This is a genomic window from Streptomyces malaysiensis subsp. malaysiensis (genome assembly GCF_040653035.1).
GTDB classification, from domain to species: domain Bacteria; phylum Actinomycetota; class Actinomycetes; order Streptomycetales; family Streptomycetaceae; genus Streptomyces; species Streptomyces malaysiensis.
On the sequence record NZ_JBEZNG010000004.1, the window covers coordinates 397,633 to 415,889 of the forward strand.

Sequence of the window (18,257 nt, forward strand, 5' to 3'; positions counted from 1 at the left end):
TCGGGCTCCACGGGGCGGGTCGCCCCAGGCGCCCCCGGGTGACCCTCCTCGGGCTCACCGGGGCAGACGGCTCCAGCCGCTTGCGCGGACCGCTGCCGGGCGTGGTCGGCGAGCCCCTCGACGGTGACCACCTCGCGGCCCTCGGCCTGCCCCGCCGCCACCAGGCACGCACATACCGGCACCCCGTCGAGGCGGACCGTGCAGGAACCGCATTCGCCCTGCTCACAGGCGTTCTTCGAACCGGGAAGCCCCATCCGCTCGCGCAGCACGTACAGCAGGGACTCGCCCTCCCAGACGTCATCGGCCGCATACGGCCGCCCGTTGACCGTCATGTTCACGCGCACTGTGCGGTCCTCCCGTCTCCCTCGCGATACGCCTCCCAGGTCCAGCCGAGCGTGCGGCGCGCCATGACCCCCACCGCGTGGCGGCGGTAGGCGGCGGTGCCGCGTACGTCGTCGATCGGACGGCACGCCCCGGCGCACAGCTCGGCGAACCGCCGGGCGACCGACGGGGCGAGGGGCGCGCCGCTGTCCCAGAAGCCGCCCTCCTCGAGCGCCCCGCCCAGGAACTCCTCGGCCTCCCGGGCCCGTACGGGCGTGGGCGCGGCCGATCCGATGCCGGTGCGCACGGTGCGGGTGCGCGGATGGAGCGCGACGGCGAAGGCGCAGACCGCGATCACCATCGCGTTGCGGGTGCCGACCTTGGAGAACTGCTGCGGACCGTCCGCCTTCCGGATGTGCACCGCCCGGATCAGCTCATCGGGCGCCAGGGCATGCCGCTTGACCCCGGTGAAGAACTCCTCCACCGGGATGAGCCGGGTGCCGCGCACCGACGCCGCCTCCACCTCGGCCCCGGCCGCGAGCAGCGCGGGATGGGCGTCCCCGGCGGGCGAGGCGGCGCCGAGGTTGCCGCCGACGGTGCCGCGGTTGCGGATCTGCGGTGAGCCGACGGTGTGCGCGGCGAGCGCCAGCCCCGGCAGCTCGGCCCGGAGCTCCTCGATGATCCGGGTGTACGGCACCCCGGCGCCCAGCCGGACCGTACGGTCGGTGACCTCCCATTCGGCCAGTTCGGCGACGCGGGTCAGATCGAGCAGGTACTCGGGCCGCCGATGATCGAAGTTGATCTCGACCATCACATCGGTGCCGCCCGCGATGGGCACGGCGGTGGGGTGCTCGGCCTTCGCGGCGAGCGCCTCCTCCCAGCCGGCGGGGCGCAGGAAGTCCATGGGTCTCTCTTCTCGAATCGTCGGCGTGGCGTGGGCGGGAGGGAGCGCCCTCCCAGAACTCTGCACACGGCTCACCGCCAGTAGACCGAGGTGTGGGCCACCTGGTGCAGTCACCGAAGACATGAAGCAATTGGCTGGCCAGGCGGCGGGTCTTGTAGATTCGAACGAACGGCGGGGACCGGAAACCTCGCGGTATTCGACCGGCAACACGGAACAAGATCGGCTGGCATCACATGCGGCTGCGCGCACTGCTGGAGAACGACAGCCTGGGACTGCGGCTGCTCGGCGGCGAGGACGAGCTGGACCGCACCGTACGCGGCGTGATGACCACCGATCTGCGCGACCCCAGCCGCTATCTCTCCGGCGGTGAGCTCGTGCTGACCGGGCTCGCCTGGCGACGTGAACCGGAGGACTCCGAGCGGTTCGTCCGCATCCTCGCGGCGGCCGGGGTGGCGGGGCTGGCGGCGGGCGAGGCCGAGCTGGGCGCCGTGCCCGAGGATCTGGTGCTGGCCTGCGGACGGCATCGGCTGCCGCTGTTCTCCGTGGTCGAGGATGTCGCGTTCGCCACGATCACCGAGCATGTGGTGCGCCAGGTCTCCGGTGAGCGGGCCGGGGATCTGGCGGCGGTCGTCGACCGGCACCGCCGGCTGATGACGTCCGGGCCCGCGGGCGGCGGCCCCGAGGTGGTCCTGGATCTGCTCCGCTCGGACCTGGACCTGGCCGCGTGGGTGCTCTCCTCCACCGGCCGCCGGATCGCCGGGCCCACCGCCGCCGGAGCGGCCCCCGAGCCGCCCGCGGAGGTCCGCGCCCAGCTGGCGGGCGAGCAGCTGGCCGCCCTGCGCGAGGGGCGGCGCGGCCCGCACCGGATGACCGGCGCGGACGGCGTCACGTACTCCCTCTTCCCCATCCGCAGCGGCGACACCGGCGACGATGTGCGCGAGACCGTGCTGTCCGACTGGCTGCTGGTGGTCGGCGCGGACGCCGACGAATGGCCGGAGGAGCGGCTGGATCTGCTCCATGGGGTCACCCAGCTGATCGCGGTCGAGCGCGACCGGCGGAACGCGTCCCGCACGGTGCGGCGCAGACTCGCCCAGGAGGTGCTGGAGCTGGTCCAGACGGGCGCGCCGCCCGCCGAGGTGGCGGCCAGGCTGCGGGTGGCCGCCCCGGTGCTGCTGCCGGGGCTCGGCACGGCGCCGCACTGGCAGGTGGTGGTGGCCCGGGTGCAGTGGGGCGTCACCGCGGCGGAGGACGGGGGCGGCGGGGCGCGGGAGGGTGTGGCACGGGAGAGCGGGGCGCGGCAGAGCGGCGTACGCGAGGGCGGCAGGACGGGCTCGGCGCCGGGCGGCGGGGGCGCCCCCGGCGGCCGGGTCGCCCAGTCGCTGCTGGAGGAGATCCTGGTCGACCCGTATGCGTCCGGGCCCGAGCCCTCGGACCGGATCGCCGTGGCGTACACCGGCGACGAGGCGGTGGCGCTGGTCCCGCTCCCGGCACTCGCCGACGGCCCGTACGACGGCGGCGTGGACGCCGAGGGGCTGCACGCCGACGCGCTGCTGGCCGCCGTCCGGGAGCCGCTCTCCCGTGGCCTGGACGGCGACGGCCGGCTGACCCTCGGCGTGAGCGCCGCCGTCCACTCCGCCGACGGGCTGCGCGGCGCCCTGGAGGAGGCCCGGCACGCCCGGCGCGTCGCCGCCGCGCGCCCCGGGCGGGTGTGCGCGGCCGGCCACCAGGAGCTGGCCTCGCACGTTCTGCTGCTCCCCTTCGTCCCGGACGATGTGCGGCGCGCCTTCACCGCCCGGCTGCTGGATCCGCTGCGCGAGTACGACCGGCGCCATCGGGCCGAGCTGATCCCGACCCTGGAGGCGTTCCTGGACTGCGACGGCTCCTGGACGCGCTGCGCCGCCCGGCTGCATCTGCACGTCAACACCTTGCGCTACCGGGTCGGCCGGATCGAGCAGCTCACCGGGCGCGACCTGTCACGCCTCGAGGACAAACTGGACTTCTTCCTCGCGCTGCGCATGAGCTGACGCGCCGCGAAAGCGCCCCGAGAACACCCCATCTGCCCCCAGTGCGGCGTCACCCTTGCCAGGGGTTTGTGAATTCATTCACACCAACCTCTTGGCCGGGCGCTCGCATTCATGCTGAGATTCGCCCACAGCTTCCGGCTCGATGGCGCGCTTGGGGAGGGCAATGTGGCGGACACCGCCATGTCACCACCTGGATCGTCAGATCCCCATTCCGAGGTACGAACGGGGCGCGGGCTCGACCCGCTCGTGGACGACCCACTCGACACGGCGGTATGGCGGCTGCGTTCGCGCGGCTGTTGGAAGGACGCCGCCGAGCTGCTGACACCACACGCGGTGGACGACGCCTCGGCGGCGCTCAAGCGCAGTGCCGTCCTGATCGAACGGTGCATGTACACCTCCACGGGCTGGGACGCGGCCGAGGACGCCCTGCGGGCGGCCGAGGCGCTCGCGCTCACCGACACCGAGCGGGGCGCGACCGCGTGCGAGCGGGGCTATCTGGCGTACGCGTCCACGCTGCTCGGGGTGCGGGACCGGGCCGACGAGGCGCGGACCGCGCTGGGCCGCGCCGCCGCGCTGCTCTCACCGGGTTCCGCGATCCGGCCGCTGCTGGACTTCCGGCGCGGGCTGATCTCCCAGCACCTCGCCCACAATCCGACCGGCGCGACGGCCGCCTTCCAGCGCGCCCACGCGGGCGCGGCGGCCCACGGCGACACCTTGCTCCGCTCGTTCACCTGGCGCCATCTGGCCGCCATGGCGGAGGCCGACGGCGATCTGCCGGACGCCCGGCACGGCTTCGCCGAGTCGCTGCGGATCCGGGAGGAGCTGGGCTATCTGGTCGGCATCGCCCCGGCCCTGGCCGCCCTGGCCGATGTCGAACCCGACCCGGAGGAGGCCACCCGGCTGCGCACCGAGGCGGGCCGTCTGGTCCGCCTCCTGGGCGGCGTCCCGGTCTGGCTCGCGGAACAGCTGGCCCCGGCGGACACCGTCGACTGACCCGGCCCGGCCCCGGGGCGAGCACACCGCGCCCCGGGGCGCTCCGGCTCAGGCCGAAGAGGTGGCCGAGGGAGGTCGCTCGGGTGGGGTCGAGGTGGTGCTGAGATGGCCCGGGGCCGTACGCGGGGCTCGTACGCCGTCACCGCACCCCTCGGACGGCCGGGGCCCGGCGGCCCTCAGACCGTCGGGGCGAAGTGGGCGCGGGTGAGGTACTCGACCGTGTCGAGGTCGCGGGCGACGAGGGCGTCGAGCAGGGCCATATGCTCCTCCGCGTCGGCGACCAGGTCGGCGGTGCGGGTGGTCCGGCCGCAGGCCAGGGGCCACTGGGCGCGGCGGTGCAGATCGTCGGTGACGATCACGAGCTGCTGGTTTCCGGCCAAACCGAGCACGGTCTGGTGGAAGGTGCGGTCCGACTCCAGGTAGGCGGCGCGGTCGCCCCTCACCGCGGCCGCGGCCGTGGCCTCGGCGAAGGGCCGCAGCCCGGCCCAGCGCTCGGGCGCGACCACCTCGGCCAGGCTGAGCAACACCGGGACCTCGAGCAGCGCCCGCACCTCGGCCAGCTCGGCCAGCTCGCGCTCGCTGCGGCGGGCGACCCGGAAGCCCCGGTTGGGCACGACCTCGACGGCGCCCTCGCCCGCGAGCTGCTGCATGGCCTCCCGTACGGGGGTGGGGGAGACGCCGAAGCGCTCGGCGAGGACCGGGGCGGAGTACACCTCGCCCGGGATCAGCTCACCGCCGGCCAGCGCGTCCCGCAGGGCGTCCAGGATCTGGCCGCGCACCGAGTGGCGGCGCGGGGACCTGCGTGCCGAGGGCGCGCCGCAGGAGGGCGGCCGCTCCATCGCCACGTGTGCTTCGGACTGCTCCACTCCGGTCCTCCTGACATCCCATCGAACGATATGCGGAGGCCGCCCCGGGGCAAAGCCCGTAAACATCATTTAAGGTCGCAGTAACGTTGCTCCGTGTGCACGGACAGTATGCCGACCGCCATGCCGATCGGTCGGATTACCCGCGATCGGGTTCCGTGAATAGAATCAAGCCGCTTGCACAGCGCGAGTGTTCGGATCGCATCGCACCTATACGCGTGTCCCCCCGCCTACTTGGCGGCCTCTTGTCCCAAAACCGCTCGAGGCCCGGCAGGATTCCGCCAGGATGTCGCGCGCGGTAGGCCGCACTGCGGCCGGAACTTCATGGAAGCCAATCAAGGGGCACCGGATGAGACTGACCGACATATCGCTGGTCCTGCCAGTCGTCGTAGCGCTCGCCGGCGTCGTGGGGGCGGCGGTTGTCCTCGCGCGCGGCCGACGGAAGAAGGACGAGAGCGTCACGACCGACTCATGGGAGCGCAGCGAGGAGCGTCGGCGCCGTAAGGAGGCCATCTATGGGATGGCCGCCTATGTTCTGCTGTTCTGCTGCGCCGGGGTGGCCGCAGCGCTCTCCTTCCAGGGCCTGGTGGGCTTCGGACGGGAGAACCTGGCGCTGACCAACGGCTGGGAGTACCTGGTGCCGTTCGGTCTCGACGGCGCGGCGATGTTCTGCTCGGTGCTGGCGGTGCGGGAGGCCAGCCACGGTGACGCGGCGCTGGGCTCGCGCATGCTGGTGTGGCTGTTCGCGGGCGCGGCGGCCTGGTTCAACTGGGTGCACGCACCGCGCGGCATGGGCCACGCGGGCGCCCCGCAGTTCTTCGCGGGCATGTCGCTCTCGGCGGCGGTCCTCTTCGACCGGGCCCTGAAGCAGACCCGCCGGGCGGCGCTGCGCGAGCAGGGCCTGGTGCCGCGGCCGCTGCCGCAGATCCGCGTCGTCCGCTGGCTGCGCGCTCCGCGCGAGACCTTCGCCGCATGGTCGCTGATGCTGCTGGAGAACGTGCGGACGCTGGACGAGGCGGTCGAGGAGGTCCGCGAGGACCGGCGCGAGAAGGAAGACAACCGCGCCCGCCGGCGCGATCAGGAGAAGCTGGACCGGGCCCGGATCCGGGCGATCAACCGGCAGCACCGGATATGGGGCCGTCGCGGCGGCCGTCAGGTGGAGGTCACCGCCGCCACCCCGCCGCCCGCGCAGCTCGGTTCGGAGCCTGCCATGGGCGAGAACATGCTGGAGACCGCCGGGGTCCCGGAGCAGGCCCAGCTGGCCGGGGCCTCCGCCCGGCCCGCTCTGCGGTCCGCGCGCGGCGCCGAGTCCGCCACCGGCGACCTGGGCCATGACCGGGACAAGGGCCGCGAACGGGATTTCAGCTTCGGCTTCGGTGAGAAGGACAAGGACGCCGAGGCCGACAGTCCCCGTACCATCGATCTCACCGCCGAGGACGACACCCTCACCATCCCGCGGCTGGACTCCCTCGAGGAGAAGCTGGCGCAGATCGAGCGCGCCTTCGGCTGAGCGGGCCGAGCGGGTGGCCGGGGCGGGGGCACATGTCCCCGCCCGCCGCCCGGCGGATCCGTGAACGCGCCATCGCACCGCACCTCCGCGGGGCGCGGCTACGGAACGCCTTCGGCTTCGAGTTCGAACCACAGGACCTTGCCCACCCCGTGCGCCCGCACGCCCCAGGCGTCCGCGAGCGTATGCACCAACAGCAGTCCCCGCCCGGATGTGCTGTCCTCGGCGGGCCGGTCGCGCAGCGTCGGGTGCCGGGACACGAAGTCCCGCACCTCCACCCGTAATCGCCCGGTGACGCGCGCGCCCGGCCCGTCCCCCAGCGCGGCCGTGATCCGCGCACCCCGGTCGGTGTGCACCAGCGCGTTGGTCACCAGCTCGCTGGTGAGCAGCTCGGCCAGATCGGCGCGGCCGGGCCCGCCCCAGTGCCGCAGCATCTCGCGCAGCTCCGCGCGGACCCGCGCCACCGCCGCGAGGTCGCCGCGCGCCAATCGCTTGGTCAGCGCCGGGCCACGCTCCGCCGGAACGGCCCCCGCGGTCTCCGGGGCGACCCCCGCTGCTTGCCGAACGGCGTCCGCGGATCCGGGAACAGCCCCCGCGGCCTTCGGTCTCGCATCCGGTCTGCCGCTCCCCCGGCCCGACCGTACAGGCTGACGCTTCATCCTCCCCCGCCCCGGCCGCCCCGAGGTGACGGCCAGCGTCGAATGTCGTCGAACACGCTCACGGAAATGCATGCCCGCGTGTTGCCCCCTACACACCGAGGGAAATGTTCGATGTGATCCGCTGAGTGATCCATCGAGCGCGAGCCGAGGAGCCGTGATGCACGACGACCGACCACTGGTGGAGGGGCGCCTGGACCGCGCGCTGCGCCAGTTCATCAGGCCCGCCCAGTACACGGCCCGGGTGCCGCTGACCCTCTCCGCATGGCGCACCCCCGGTGAGCCGGTGCCGGTCGCGGAGGCGCTGGCGGGCACGTACGAGCCGTTCACCACCGGCACGGACTGGGGCAGTCCGTGGTCGACCTGGTGGTTCCGGCTGGAGGGCGCGGTGCCCGAGGAGTGGGCGGGGCGGCGGGTGGAGGCCGTCATCGACCCGGGCTTCACCGACGACGGCCCGGGGTTCCAGGCCGAGGGGCTGGTGTACGACGCGGAGGGGGTGCCGATCAAGGGCATCCATCCGCGCAACCGCCATATCCCGGTCGCGGCCCCGGCGGCCGGTGGCGAGCCCGTACGGCTGCTGCTGGAGGCCGCCGCCAATCCGTCCGTGCTGCGCGACGGCTTCACCCCGACCCGGCTCGGCGATGTGCTGACCGCCGGGGACGAGCCGCTGTACCGCTTCGCCTCGGCCGAGCTGGCCGTCCTCGACGAGACCGTCTGGCATCTGGTCCTGGACATCGAGGTGCTGTCGGAGCTGATGCGCGAGCTGCCGCGGGACCGGCCGCGCCGCCATGAGGTCCTGCGCGCCCTGGAGAACGCGCTGGACGCGCTCGATCTGCACGATGTCCCCGCCACCGCGGCCGCCGCCCGCGCCGAGCTGACCGAGGTGCTGAGCCGTCCCGCGCACGCGAGCGCGCACCGGGTCTCGGCGGCCGGGCACGCCCATATCGACTCGGCGTGGCTGTGGCCGCTGCGCGAGACTGTGCGCAAGGCGTCCCGCACCTTCGCCAATGTCACCGCGCTCGCGGGCGAGTACCCGGAGCTGGTCTTCGCCTGCTCACAGGCGCAGCAGTACGCCTGGGTGAAGGAGAACCAGCCGCATATCTGGGAGCGGATCAAGAAGGCGGTGGCGGACGGCAACTGGGCACCGGTGGGCTCGATGTGGGTCGAGTCGGACGCCAATATGCCCGGCGGTGAGGCGCTGGCCCGGCAGATCGTGCACGGCAAGCGGTTCTTCCTGGAGGAGCTGGGGGTGGACACCGAGGAGATCTGGCTGCCGGACTCCTTCGGCTACACCGCCGCCTTCCCGCAGCTCGCCAAGTTGGCGGGGGTGAGGTGGTTCCTCACCCAGAAGCTGTCGTGGAACCAGTCCAACAAGATGCCGCACCACAGCTTCTGGTGGGAGGGCATCGACGGCACCCGGGTCTTCACCCACTTCCCGCCGGTGGACACCTACAACGCCCAGTTCAGCGCCGCCGAACTCGCCCACGCCGAGCGGAACTTCGCCGACAAGGGGCTGGCCACGCGCTCGCTGGTGCCCTTCGGCTACGGCGACGGCGGTGGCGGCCCGACCCGCGAGATGATGGAGAAGGCGCGGCGGCTCGCCTCCCTGGAGGGCTCGCCGACCGTCGAGATCCAGCCGCCTTCGGCGTTCTTCACGGAGGCCGAGCGGGAGTACGGGGCCAAGGCGCCGGTGTGGTCGGGCGAGCTGTATCTGGAGCTGCACCGGGCCACGTACACCACCCAGGCCAAGACCAAACAGGGCAACCGGCGCAGCGAGCATCTGCTGCGGGAGGCCGAGCTGTGGGCCACCGCCGCCGCGCTGCACACACCCGGCTACGCCTATCCGTACGACGCCCTGGACCGGATCTGGAAGACGGTGCTGCTGCACCAGTTCCACGACATCCTGCCCGGCTCGTCGATCGCCTGGGTGCACCGCGAGGCGCGGGACACCTACGAGATGGTCTTCGCCGAGCTGGAGGGGATCGTCGCGGAGGCGGTGGCGGCGCTGGGCGGCGCCGGACCGACCGTGCTCAACGCCTCGCCGTACGAGCGCGAGGAGATCGCCGTCCTGGACGCGGAGACCGCGGCCGCCCTGCCCTCCGGGGCCCCGGTCCAGCCGCTGGACGAGGGCCGTACGGCGGTCGCGGTGCGGGTCGCCGGGCTGGGCGCGGCACCCCTGGGCGCCGCCCCGCGGGCCGCGGCCGCCACCAGTGGCGCACCCCATGGGGCACCGCCGGTGACCGCCCTGAGCGACGGCCAGTCCATCGTCCTGGACAACGACCGGCTGCGGGTGACCATCGACGCCGAGGGGCTGCTGACCTCGGTACTGGACCTGGACGCGAGCCGTGAGGTGCTGGCCCCGGGCTCCCGCGGCAACCTCCTCCAGCTTCACCCCGACCACCCCAACCACTGGGACGCCTGGGACATCGACCGGCACTACCGCCGCTCCCACACCGATCTGACCGGCGCCGAGTCCGTCGAGCTGATCGAGTCCGGCCCGCTGCGCGCCACGGTCCGGGTCATACGGTCCTTCGGCGCCTCCCGCATCACCCAGGAGCTGACGCTGGCCGCGGGCGACCGGCGTCTCGACATCGCCACGGAGGTGGACTGGCAGGAGTCGGAGAAGGTCCTCAAGGCGGCGTTCCCGCTGGACATCCACGCCAAGGTGTCCACCGCGGAGATCCAGTTCGGCCATGTGGACCGCGCCACCCACACCAACACCAGCTGGGACGCGGCCCGGTTCGAGATCTGCGCACACCGCTGGCTGCGGGTCGCCGAGCCCGGGTACGGGACGGCGGTGCTCAACGACTCCACGTACGGCCACGATGTGACCCGTACGGCGCATGACACGGACGACGGCACGGGCGAGGGCACCGACGGCGCGGGCGAGGTGCTGGGCACCACCGTGCGGCTCACCCTGCTGCGCGCCCCGCACAGCCCCGACCCGGAGACCGACCTGGGCGTCCACCGCTTCCGCTACGCCCTGCTGCCGGGCGCGGGCGTCGCCGAGGCGGTGGCCGAGGGGCTCGCCCTCAACCTGCCGCTGCGCACCGTACCCGCCGGACCGGCCGAGCGGGCGCCGGTGGTGTCGGTGGACAACCCCGCGATCACGATCGAGTCGGTCAAGCTGGCCGAGGACCGCAGCGGCGATGTGGTGGTGCGGCTGTACGAGTCCCAGGGCGGCCGGGCGGCGGGCACGCTGGTCACCGGCTTCCCGGTGCTCGGGGCTGATGTGACGGACCTACTGGAGCGGCCACTCCACGAGGCGGCCACGGGCCCGGGCGGGCTGACCCTGGCCCTGCGCCCGCACCAGATCCTCACGCTGCGGCTGCGGCCGGTGCGCTGAGGGACTGACGGCCGGGGCTTCCCGGCCGGCCGGGGCTCGGAAGTCGAGCCCCGGCCGACCGGGGGCCCGGAGACTGCTCATGTTCAGGGACGCGGCACGTTGCGGAGGTTCGAGCGGGCCATCTGGACCATCTTGCCGACGCCCCCTTCCAGCACCATCCTGCTGGCCGAGAGCGCGAAGCCGGTCACCATCTCCGCCTTGATCTTCGGCGGGATGGACAGCGCGTTGGGGTCCGTGACGATGTCCAGGAGCGCGGGCCCCTTGTGGTGCAACGCGGCGCGCAGCGCGGACCGCAGCCGCTTGGGCTTCTCCACCCGCTCGCCGTACACCCCGGCGGCGCGGGCGATCTGGGCGAAGTCGGGGTTGCGGTAGGCCGTGCCGTGCGGGGGCAGGCCCGAGACCAGCATCTCCAGCTCGACCATGCTCAGCGCGGAGTTGTTGAAGAGGATCACCTTCACCGGCAGGTCGTACTGGACGAGGGTGAGGAAGTCGCCCATCAGCATGGTGAATCCGCCGTCGCCTGACATCGAGATCACCTGGCGGCGGCGGTCCATGAACTGGGCGCCGATCGCCTGCGGCAGCGCGTTGGCCATCGAACCGTGGGTGAAGGAGCCGATCACCCGGCGGCGGCCGTTGGGGGACAGATAGCGCGCGGCCCACACATTGCACATCCCGGTGTCCACGGTGAAGATCGCGTCGTCGGCGGCCTCCTCGTCCAGCACCGAGGCCACGTACTCCGGGTGGATCGGGATATGCCGGTCGACCCTGCGGGTGTACGCCTTGACCACGCCCTCCAGCGCGTCGGCGTGCTTCTTCAGCATGCGGTCGAGGAAGCGGCGGTCGGCCTTGGGGTGCACCTTCGGCGTCAGACAGCCCAGCGTCTCCCGGACATCGCCCCAGACGGCCAGGTCCAGCTTGGAGCGGCGGCCCAGGTGTTCGGCGCGTACGTCCACCTGCACGGTCCGCACATCGGCGGGCAGGAAGGCGCCGTACGGGAAGTCGGTGCCCAGCAGGATCAGCAGATCGCACTCATGGGTGGCCTCGTAGGCCGCGCCGTAGCCGAGCAGACCGCTCATGCCGACGTCGTACGGGTTGTCGTACTGGATCCACTCCTTGCCGCGCAGGGCGTGCCCCACCGGCGCCTTCACCAGCTCGGCGAAGGCCATCACCTCATCGTGTGCCCCGGCGCAGCCCCTGCCGCAGAAGAGGGTCACCCGCTCCGCCCGGTTGACCATGGCGGCCAGCCGGTCGATCTCCGCGTCGCCCGGGCGCACGGTGGGCCGGGAGGTCACCAGGGCGTGCTCCTCGGCACGCTCGGGCGCCGGGCGGGCGGCGATATCGCCGGGGAGGGCCACCACGCTGACCCCGCTGCGGCCGATCGCGTGCTGAACGGCGGTCTGCACGACGCGGGGCATCTGCTGGGGGTGGGAGATCAGCTCGCAGTAGTGGCTGCACTCCTGGAACAGCCGCTCGGGGTGGGTCTCCTGGAAGTAGCTGGTGCCGATCTCGCTGCTGGGGATGTGCGAGGCGAGGGCGAGGACCGGGGCCATGGAGCGGTGGGCGTCGTAGAGCCCGTTGATCAGATGGACATGCCCGGGGCCGCAGGAGCCCGCGCAGGCGGCGAGGGACCCGGTGAGCTGCGCCTCCGCACCGGCGGCGAACGCGGCGGTCTCCTCGTGCCGCACCTGGATCCACTCGATCGCGGCGTTGCGGCGGATCGCGTCCACCACGGGGTTGAGACTGTCGCCCACCACCCCGTACATCCGCCGCACCCCGGCGCGCACCAGGATGTCCACGTATTGCTCCGCCACGGTCTGCTTGGCCATCGCGCGCCCTCATCCTTTTCGTCCCGGGTGGATGGGGTGGGTGACGTTTGCCCGTCACCCACCTTTTGTCCATCAACCCATGGACGGCACGCTTACGCCTCCCAGACGGCGGCCGCCGTACGGTCGTCGGCGTATCCCTTCACCCCGGTCTGGGCGTCGGCGAGGAACGCGGCGAGGCCCGGCGGCTCCGCCGTGCCCCAGCGTTCGGCCAAGCGGCCGGCGAGGGCCGCCTCGCCGCGCAGGGGGTCGGCGAGGCCCGCGCTGCACAGCAGAAGCGTGTCGCCCGGTCGGGCGACGGAGGCGCGGAAACGGAAGGGCCCGTGGGCGGGGGCGGGGTCGGGGTCAGGATCGGGGTTCGGTTCCCGGCTCGGATTGGGGTCGTGGGACGGCCGCTGGACGGGCGGGCGGCCGCCGTAGCCGAGGACGGGGCCGCCCACGGTGTCCCGCTCGCCCCCTTCGGGTTCCAGGTCCTGCCAGACGCCGTCACGCAGCCGGAACAGCCCGCCGTCACCGACGCCGAAGAACACCCGGGTACGGCAGGCCGGATGCGCCGGGAGCAGCAGACAGCGCAACGACGCGGTGTGGTCGGCGGGCGCGAGGCCGCGTACGGTCGCGCCCGCGCGCAGCCGCCCGTAGGCACGGCCGGTGAGCCGATTCAGCCCGGAGCTGAGCGCGCCGCGGTTGGCGGTGTGGATGTCCTCGGTCAGCCGTTGCTGATTGCTGCCGACCGCCCCGGCGATCCACTCGCACAGCTCGCGGGCCACCCGGTGCGCCCCCGGAACCGCCCGCTGCCCGGTCGCCACGGCGATCAGGATGAGCGCGCTGTCCCCGGTCCCGAACCGCACCGCGAGCAACGCGTCCCGCCGCGGCTCGCCCCGATAGCGTGCCGCATCGCCACGCAGCGAGACGGCCCGGAGCGTCAGCGTGCCGTAGCGGGCCCCTTCCAGCACGGTGTCGGGCACCAGATCCCGAAGATCCTCGGGATCGGCGACGGGCAGTGTGGTCGGCTCGGCCTCGTACGTGGGCGGCTCGTCCCCCACATACGAAGCCGCCGCGGCCCGCCAGGGCCGAGAGGGATCGGGGCCGACGCCCCCGGCGAAACGAGGCGGAACGGACGGCCCGGGGCTGCGAGATGGCGACGAGGACGGCACCGCCGAGCCCCCGACGCGGCTGGGCGCATCACCGGGACCGGCGCGCCCGGCCACGCTCTCCGGGCCGGTGCGGCCGGGGGCGCGCTCTGGGCCGGAGCGTCCAGGGGAGCCATCGGGACCCGTGCGCCCGAAGGCACCCTCGAAGCCGCTGCGCCCGGGGGCGCTGTCCGGGCCGGTGCGGCCAGGCACACTCCCGGGACCGGTACGTCCAGGGTCACCTTCCGGGCCCGTGCGGCCGGGGGCGCTTCCCGGGCCAGTACGGCCGGAGGCACCCTCCGGGCCAGTACGCCCAGGGGCACCCTCCGAGCCCGTGGGGCCAGGCATGCTCCCCGGGCCACTACGCCCAGGGGCACCCTCCGGACCGGTGCGCCTGGGCTCGTTCTCCGGGCCCAGGCGCCCCGGGGCGTTCCCAGGGCCGGAGCGTCCGGGAGCATCCCATGAACCCGCAGGCCCAGGAGCGTCCCCTGACCCCGCTGAACCCGCGCCGCGCTCTGCGGCACCGCCTCCCGTGCGGCCCTCCGCCGGGCCGGATCCAGCGTTGTCACGCTGGCGCTGGGAGGGCGGTGTGGCGCCGAACCCCGCGTAGCCACCCTGCCGGGCGCCGGAACCCGCGCCGCCCTGTGTGGGCGAGGCGGCCCCGGGGGTCTCGTCGCCCGGCCCGGCCCCCGAGTCCGCTTCGCCCCATCCGGCGCCCGGCCCCGAGGAACCAGAGCGTCCTGACCCGGCATCGGAACCCGCATAACCCCCCTGGGCGGCACCGGAACCCGCAATGCCACCCTGCGGGATGCCGGAACCTGTTATGCCACCCTGGGCGGCACCGGAGCCTCCGGTGCCGCCCTCTGCGGCATCGGCTCCCGTGCCGCCCTGTGAGGGCAGTGCGGCGCCGGGCCCCTCGCCGGCGGGAGATCGCCACCCCTGCGGGCCACCTTCCGCATCGGCGCCGGAGCCCGGGGCGCCACCGCCCGACTCCCCCGTCCGCGGGCCCCAGGGGGCGCCCGCGGCCGGTCTCTGGTTACCGGCGTCCCCGCCGCCGGCGAGCGTGCGGGAGGCCGAATCGAACCGGTCGTCCACGGAGTCCGAGGCCGACGCGGGCCCCGCGTCGGCACGCCGCGGGTCGTACAACTCGCCCCACCAGTCGTCCTCATGACGGCGTCGGTCGCCCTGCTGGCTCATCCCCACATTGTCCACAGGGAGGCTCTACGGGAACACCACGCGATGACCGGCACGAGGCCCGCCCAAGATCCGCTCAAGCCAGCCCGAGCGCGCCAGGCGTTGCGCTCCAGGCGCCAGGCCCCGCAGTCCGCCCCTGAGCCCAGATGGGAGCGCCGGACGACGAGCCACCCGTGCCGCGGCGCATTCCCTGTCCCCCGGGAGCCGAGTACCGGGGGCCGGGGCGGGCCGGGGCCAAGACCGGGCCAGGGCCGGGCCAGGCCCGAAGCCTGGGCCAGGCCCCTCAGCCCAAGCCGGGGCTTGGGCCCGAGCCATGCCCCGAGCCCAAGCCGGAGCCAAGCCCGGAGCTATGGCGGAGCCAGGGGCAGCCCCGCGGCGTCAGCCGCGGTATGTCTCCAGTAGCCGGAGCCATACCTCGCTGATCGTGGGGAACGACGGGACCGCGTGCCACAGGCGTTCGATGGGGATCTCGCCCGCCACCGCGACCGTCGCCGAGTGGAGCAGTTCGCTGACCCCCGGGCCCACGAAGGTGACGCCGATCGGATGGCCGCGGTCCAGGTCGACGACCATCCGGGCCCGGCCGCGGTAGCCGTCCGCGTACAGCACTGCGCCCTCGACATGGCCCATGTCGTAGTCGACGACGCGGATGTTGCGGCCTTCGGCCTCGGCCTGCTCGGCGGTCAGCCCGACCGCGGCGACCTCCGGGTCGGTGAAGACGACCTGCGGTACGGCCGCCTCGTCCGCGGTGGTCGCGTATTCGCCCCAGCGGCCGGTGTCCAGCCGCCCGGCGCCCCGCGCGCGTGCGCCGATCGCCGCGCCCGCGATCCGAGCCTGGTATTTGCCCTGGTGGGTGAGGAGCGCCTTGCGGTTGACGTCGCCCGCCGCGTACAGCCAGCCGTCCGTTACGTCCCGCACCCGGCAGGTCTCGTCGACCGTCAGCCAGCCGCCCGGTTCGAGCCCCACCGTCTCCAGGCCCAGGTCCGCGGTGTGCGGGGTGCGCCCGGTGGCGAAGAGCACCTCGTCCGCCTCGAGCCGTTCCCCGCTCTCGAGGGTCACCGTGACCGGGCCCTCGGCTCCGCCCGGCCGGGCGAGGCCCTTCACCGACGTACCGGTACGGATCTCGACCCCCGCCTCCTTCAACGTCTCGGCCACCAGCTCGCCCGCGAACGGCTCGATCCGGCCCAGCAGCCCGGAGCCGCGCACCAGCACGGTGACGCGTGAGCCGAGTCCGTTCCAGGCCGTGGCCATCTCGGAGGCCACCACACCACCGCCGATGATGATCAGCCGCTTCGGCACCGTGCCGGAGCTGGTGGCCTCCCGGCTGGTCCAGGGGCGGACCTCGGCGATCCCGGGCAGATCGGGCAGCGCGGCGCCGGTTCCGGTGCAGACGGCCACGGCGTGCCGGGCGGTGAGGATCCGCTCCTCACCACCGGATGCGTCCGCCCCGTCCGCCCCGTCCGGTCCGACCGCAGGCGTCACCGCGACCCGCCGCGGCCCGACCAGCCGCCCATGGCCGCGCACCAGGTCGATCCCGACCGACTCCAGCCAGGAGATCTGGCCGTCGTCCTTCCAGTCGCCGACCTCCTCATCGCGGTGGGCGAGGACATCGGCCGCCACCAGCGGCCCGTCGACCGCCTGCCGCAGCCCCGGCACATGGCGTGCCTCGGCCCGCGCGAGCACCGGCCGCAGCAGTGCCTTACTGGGGATACAGGCCCAGTACGAGCATTCACCGCCGACCAGCTCATGCTCCACGATCACCGTGGAAAGCCCGGCGGCCCGGGTCCGATCGGCCAGATTCTCGCCGACCGGGCCCGCGCCCAGCACGATGACGTCGTACTCGTCCGTGGCCTGGTTCATCGCAACCCGCTCTCTCGCTCCGTGTCCATCACCGTCTCAGGGTCATCGTGGCGTCGAGTTACCGCGCGCAGCCACCCCAATCGGCGTTTCGGCCGACCGCTCCCGGCGCGGGCGGTGCCGGTTCCGTCGTCTCATGCGCACGGGGCGCGGCAGCGCGACAGTGAACGCATGACTGTTTTCACGGAACCCGAGACCGGATATCTCGGATCGCAGCGGATCGGCCGGCTGGCCACCGTGGACGAGCACGGCCAGCCGCAGGCCAACCCGGTGGCGTTCTTCCTCAACGAGGACGGCACGGTCGACATCGGCGGCTTCGCCATGGGCAGGACGAAGAAGTGGCGCAACACGGAGACGAATCCGAAGGTGGCGCTGGTCGTGGACAGCCTGGTGAGCGAGCAGCCGTGGCTGGTGTGCGGGGTGGAGATCCGCGGGGAGGCGGAGCGGCGCACGGGGCCGCATACCCTGGGCGCCCATTTGAGCCAGGAGGTCATCCGGATCCATCCGCGCTGGGTGTACAGCTGGGGCCTGGAGGACGTCCCCCGTGCGATGAGCCGGACCGTGGACTGACCAGCACCGATGAATCGATAAGCCGATGCCGGGAAGGGCCGGGCCGAATGGGGCAGCCGCCCGGCTGCCCCGAGGGCGGGAGTTCAGTCCGCGAACGCGGCCACGTACGACGCCACGCACCGCCCCGGTGTCGTCAGCGATGTAATGACATGGCCGTCCACGGTCATCGGCGGGTCGAGCGGCACCTGGAGCAGTCGCTCGGAATGGGCCCCGGTGAGCTGCTCGGCCGGTATCAGTGTCCAGCCCTCGGGGTCCCGGCCCACCTCGAACAGCACATTGAGCAGATCCCCTGCGGGCGGCCGCACCGGAGCCACGGGCAGGACGGCGAGGATCGCGTCGTGCAGCGGCGGGTCACTGTCACGGGCGGGGAGCCGCAGCCCGCGCGGGTCGAGGTCGTCCAGGCCGACCGCGGGCTTCCCGGCGGCGTGGTGGGTGCGCGCGACCACCGCGTGCAGCGGCTCGGACCACGCGCGCGCCACGGTCACGGCCGCGGCCGTCACCGCGCCCCGTACCAGCGCCAGGTCCAGCACGCCGTCGCGGACGGCGTCGAGGCGCGCGGTCACCGGCAGGTCGATCAGCTCCGGCTCGGCGGGGCGTTCGCTGTCGCGCAGGCGGTCCAGCGCCCGGTCGAGCCGTTGGGTGACGCAGGACGCCACTCCGATCCGCAGAGCGGCCGCGGGTTCTCCGGCGACCACCCGTACCCGGGCCGCCGCGGCGAGGGTCTCACGGGCCGCGGTGAGCACCCGTTCACCGGCCGGGGTGAGCCGTACCCGACGTGAGGTGCGTTCGAGCAGGACCACGCCGAGCTCACGCTCGAGCCGGGAGATCTGCTGGCTCACCGCCGGCTGCACGATACGCAGCCGCTGCGCCGCGCGCCCGAAGTGCAGCTCCTCGGCGACGGTCACGAAATAGTGCAGCGCTCTCAGTTCCATCTCTCAGATCTATCACAGGATGTGATCGATGCTGAGCGTATGTGGTCATTGTTCGCCCAGGTCAGCCCGGCTGTGATGAGTACGGGCCCGCCGAAGCGGCCTTGCCCCGCCGCCGCCCCGGCGCGGGGAAGGACGCGGGA

The 18,257-nt window shown here is 73.5% G+C and carries 13 protein-coding genes; 5 read left to right on the top strand and 8 right to left on the bottom strand.

Features of this window, described 5'->3' with window-relative positions; translation table 11 throughout:
- Together AB0E24_RS11300 and AB0E24_RS11305 are read right to left on the bottom strand one after the other, a co-directional pair.
- The coding region (locus AB0E24_RS11300; RefSeq protein WP_359376214.1) for a (2Fe-2S)-binding protein at nt 1-344 on the bottom strand (344 nt) is incomplete at its 3' end.
- Nucleotides 335-1,225 carry an FAD binding domain-containing protein gene (locus AB0E24_RS11305; RefSeq protein WP_069867107.1) on the bottom strand — a complete coding sequence of 297 codons (891 nt, stop codon included), beginning with the start codon at nt 1,223-1,225 and terminating at the stop codon, nt 335-337. The genes AB0E24_RS11300 and AB0E24_RS11305, both read right to left, overlap by 10 nt.
- Before the next feature lie 233 nt (nt 1,226-1,458).
- Here AB0E24_RS11305 and AB0E24_RS11310 point away from each other — a divergent pair, with 233 nt between their 5' ends.
- Together AB0E24_RS11310 and AB0E24_RS11315 are read left to right on the top strand one after the other, a co-directional pair.
- Complete coding sequence (locus AB0E24_RS11310) at nt 1,459-3,249, top strand: PucR family transcriptional regulator ligand-binding domain-containing protein (protein WP_359376217.1); 1,791 nt, start codon at nt 1,459-1,461, stop codon at nt 3,247-3,249.
- A gap of 111 nt (nt 3,250-3,360) precedes the next feature.
- Nucleotides 3,361-4,242 carry a hypothetical protein gene (locus tag AB0E24_RS11315; RefSeq protein WP_093703273.1) on the top strand — a complete coding sequence of 294 codons (882 nt, stop codon included), beginning with the start codon at nt 3,361-3,363 and terminating at the stop codon, nt 4,240-4,242.
- Between the two features lie 176 nt (nt 4,243-4,418).
- On the opposite strand, the gene AB0E24_RS11320 is transcribed toward AB0E24_RS11315, so the two are convergent.
- On the bottom strand, nt 4,419-5,108 hold the full coding sequence (locus tag AB0E24_RS11320) for a GntR family transcriptional regulator (RefSeq protein ID WP_102937019.1): 690 nt from the start codon (nt 5,106-5,108) through the stop codon (nt 4,419-4,421).
- A 346-nt stretch (nt 5,109-5,454) separates the two neighbouring features.
- Here AB0E24_RS11320 and AB0E24_RS11325 point away from each other — a divergent pair, with 346 nt between their 5' ends.
- The gene (locus tag AB0E24_RS11325; protein WP_069867111.1) at nt 5,455-6,615 is read left to right on the top strand and encodes a DUF2637 domain-containing protein; all 1,161 of its coding nucleotides are present in this window, start codon (nt 5,455-5,457) and stop codon (nt 6,613-6,615) included.
- A gap of 98 nt (nt 6,616-6,713) precedes the next feature.
- Here the strand turns inward: AB0E24_RS11325 and AB0E24_RS11330 are convergent, their stop codons facing one another.
- Nucleotides 6,714-7,100 carry an ATP-binding protein gene (locus AB0E24_RS11330; RefSeq protein WP_370685055.1) on the bottom strand — a complete coding sequence of 129 codons (387 nt, stop codon included), beginning with the start codon at nt 7,098-7,100 and terminating at the stop codon, nt 6,714-6,716.
- Nucleotides 7,101-7,428: 328 nt separating this feature from the next.
- Here AB0E24_RS11330 and AB0E24_RS11335 point away from each other — a divergent pair, with 328 nt between their 5' ends.
- The gene (locus AB0E24_RS11335) at nt 7,429-10,614 is read left to right on the top strand and encodes an alpha-mannosidase (protein ID WP_359376222.1); all 3,186 of its coding nucleotides are present in this window, start codon (nt 7,429-7,431) and stop codon (nt 10,612-10,614) included.
- Nucleotides 10,615-10,697: 83 nt separating this feature from the next.
- On the opposite strand, the gene AB0E24_RS11340 is transcribed toward AB0E24_RS11335, so the two are convergent.
- The 3 genes from AB0E24_RS11340 to AB0E24_RS11350 all read right to left on the bottom strand — a co-directional run bounded on the left by AB0E24_RS11340 (nt 10,698) and on the right by AB0E24_RS11350 (nt 16,618).
- Nucleotides 10,698-12,440: a pyruvate dehydrogenase gene (locus tag AB0E24_RS11340; protein ID WP_069867113.1), complete on the bottom strand. Its 1,743-nt coding sequence runs from the start codon at nt 12,438-12,440 to the stop codon at nt 10,698-10,700.
- A 92-nt stretch (nt 12,441-12,532) separates the two neighbouring features.
- A complete protein-coding gene (locus AB0E24_RS11345) occupies nt 12,533-13,480 on the bottom strand; it encodes a protein phosphatase 2C domain-containing protein (RefSeq protein WP_359376226.1) in 948 nt (315 codons plus the stop codon).
- A gap of 1,659 nt (nt 13,481-15,139) precedes the next feature.
- Complete coding sequence (locus AB0E24_RS11350) at nt 15,140-16,618, bottom strand: dihydrolipoyl dehydrogenase family protein (protein ID WP_359376229.1); 1,479 nt, start codon at nt 16,616-16,618, stop codon at nt 15,140-15,142.
- A gap of 168 nt (nt 16,619-16,786) precedes the next feature.
- On the opposite strand from AB0E24_RS11350, the gene AB0E24_RS11355 reads away from it, so the two are divergent.
- Entirely contained in the window at nt 16,787-17,185 is a 399-nt protein-coding gene (locus tag AB0E24_RS11355; protein ID WP_069867115.1) for a PPOX class F420-dependent oxidoreductase, read from the top strand.
- A gap of 83 nt (nt 17,186-17,268) precedes the next feature.
- On the opposite strand, the gene AB0E24_RS11360 is transcribed toward AB0E24_RS11355, so the two are convergent.
- Nucleotides 17,269-18,117, bottom strand: coding sequence for a LysR family transcriptional regulator (locus AB0E24_RS11360; protein ID WP_079259344.1), 849 nt, complete (start codon nt 18,115-18,117; stop codon nt 17,269-17,271).
- Between the last annotated feature and the right edge of the window lie 140 nt (nt 18,118-18,257).